General features: G+C 44.5%; 3 protein-coding genes. 1 reads left to right on the forward strand and 2 read right to left on the reverse strand.

What is annotated here, in order from left to right; all coding sequences use genetic code 11:
• Positions 1-314: 314 nt before the first annotated feature.
• Complete coding sequence (locus HMPREF0372_RS08820) at positions 315-617, reverse strand: hypothetical protein (RefSeq protein WP_007491068.1); 303 nt, start codon at positions 615-617, stop codon at positions 315-317.
• Between the two features lie 424 nt (positions 618-1,041).
• Entirely contained in the window at positions 1,042-1,410 is a 369-nt protein-coding gene (locus HMPREF0372_RS08825) for a helix-turn-helix domain-containing protein (protein WP_007491072.1), read from the reverse strand.
• Between the two features lie 341 nt (positions 1,411-1,751).
• On the opposite strand from HMPREF0372_RS08825, the gene HMPREF0372_RS19670 reads away from it, so the two are divergent.
• Entirely contained in the window at positions 1,752-1,916 is a 165-nt protein-coding gene (locus HMPREF0372_RS19670; RefSeq protein WP_155116996.1) for a hypothetical protein, read from the forward strand.
• The last annotated feature ends 323 nt before the right edge of the window (positions 1,917-2,239 follow it).

A 2,239-nucleotide genomic window follows, 5' to 3' on the forward strand; every position in this document is an offset into this window, starting at 1 on the left:
TTCACCGTCCAATATGTTTGACAAACCTACAATTAGATGCCAAATATTTATCGAGGGCCTCCTGTGCTTCTTTGGCAGTTCTGTGGTAGGATAAATACTTTTGCTTCCACAGCCCGGGCCGCTCCAAATATGACACTCTAACGGCGTATCGGTTTCTGCGGTTTGGGCCAAGATTTACAATACTTCCGGTTCCGTTCGCTCTTCTCATTGACTTTTCCCCCTATTCTGGTAAAATAAAGGGGTGATAATGGCGGCCAAACCTTATCACCCCTATGTGAGCCGTCCCTGGTGTTGGTAGCACCGGGGGCGGTATTTTATTGCGCTTTTTTGAGTTCGGCGATTTCCTGATTCATGGTGCGGATCGCCAGCTTAAGCACGGATACTTCGTTTCGCAGTTCCTCGATTTCACTTTTTGGCGTGATGGCGTCCATAATAGCCTGCTGTCCCTCGGCCAAAAGGTTAAATCGGGTTGTGACCTCCGTGTCCAATAAAACCTTTACATCGTGCATGATGTCCTGTTTCTGCTGTTCCAACAAGCCCTTCGTTTCAGACATGATGTCCTGTTTTTGCTTCTCCATCAACTGTGCGATTGCCTGCAAATCTTTTTCGTCAAGCATATGTAAATCCTCCTATTACAATTCTGTCGCTAGATTCCTGTTCTGTTTGGCAATCATGGGCTGGTGTACCATATCATAAGAATAGTCCAATAATCCGCCCTTTTCCAACGAAGCAATCTCTTAGCATATAGAAAATAAGCTGCCACAATTTGGTGATAACACATATTGCTTAAATAGAACTAAAGTTCTATAATGATAAACAAGGGGAGCAAAATTCCCGACCAAAATATTGGTAAGGTACAAATTGGGAGGAGGGCGCGAAATGACGCCAAATGGAGAAAAAGTTGAAATGCTTAAAAAAGAAATTGAACTTGTCATGGAGCGGAACAGAAATGAAACATATCTGAAATCACTCCTTACGCGTGCCCTCGTCCTCGAAAAACTACATAATAAGTGATAAAAAAGGCTCCGGGAAACCGGGGCCTTATTTTTTTGTAAAGCCGTCTATCAGTTTTCTGATGGCGGCTTTTTCGTCGTCTTCCATAAACCAATATGCCTTAATAATCCGCTTAATCAGATCATCATCAGACATATGGATCTGCTCCATGACTTCGAGGAACTCCTCGTCCTCGTCCCTCTGGATATGGGGCTCTCCTTCCCCGGTACGCAGCCAGAGCTCGGAGATGTTAAATTCACGGCAGATGTCGGCAATGGTGCGGTCGCTTGGATTGTTTTTCCCAGAACATAGCTCCGAAACAAACGGCTGTGAAAGGTTAAGTCTACGAGCAAACTCAGCCTTTTTGATCCCGGCATCTTTTATACACCACGCAATTCTTTCGTTGATGGTTTCCACATTATTGCACCTCCTGTCTGATATTTATTAAATCACAACGAAGTGAATAAGTCAACAAAAATCTTCGCTGGGCGAATAAAAAGTGTTGACTTATTCGTTAAACTATGGTAAAGTATCGTTAAGCGAAGGAGGTGAACCGATGAGCATAAACCTCGATAGAGTATCCGACGCACAGATTATTGCGGATCGCCTAGTCGGTCTCCCCAAAGAAGCGTTACTTTATATTGCTGGTTACGCCGAGGGGTACCGAGATAGACCCACACGGAAACGCAAGAAGAAAGATAGCACCAATGGAGAAAAAGACGCCCGCCCCTGACGGGGCGGAGAAGGAGGTAAGTGGGGTGAAGATCATCATTGAGGCTGATTCTAAAGAAATTGCTGACCTCGTACTTACACTACAAGGCCAGCAGAATCAAGATGAAATTGCTAAGAACTATGCGATAGATATCTTTGGAAACAAATACCTCGAGTACGAAAGTGGGGGTCGGGGATGTTCCAATGGGTAGCTTTAGCTTTTGCGGGTTTTGAAATTGGGTACATATTTATTTACTGGCTCTTTGATGAGGAAATAAATGCGACAACGGTTTCTGCGCTTTCCGCAATAACGATTTTTTGGATAGCAATGCATTTCCTTGTTTCATAAATTTAATGGAGCACAACAAAAAGCGCCCCCGCCGGTGCGGACACATCGACGAGGGCATGACACCACGTGAAGCAACCACGAGGTATCGGAGACAGTATATCACATCCTCCGGCCTCTGGCAAGATTGGAGGATTTTTTATGACCAAAGATGGATGTAGGACTACAATACATATTGGACATCTGAAT

The sequence above is a fragment of the Flavonifractor plautii ATCC 29863 genome, assembly GCF_000239295.1.
Taxonomy (GTDB): domain Bacteria; phylum Bacillota; class Clostridia; order Oscillospirales; family Oscillospiraceae; genus Flavonifractor; species Flavonifractor plautii.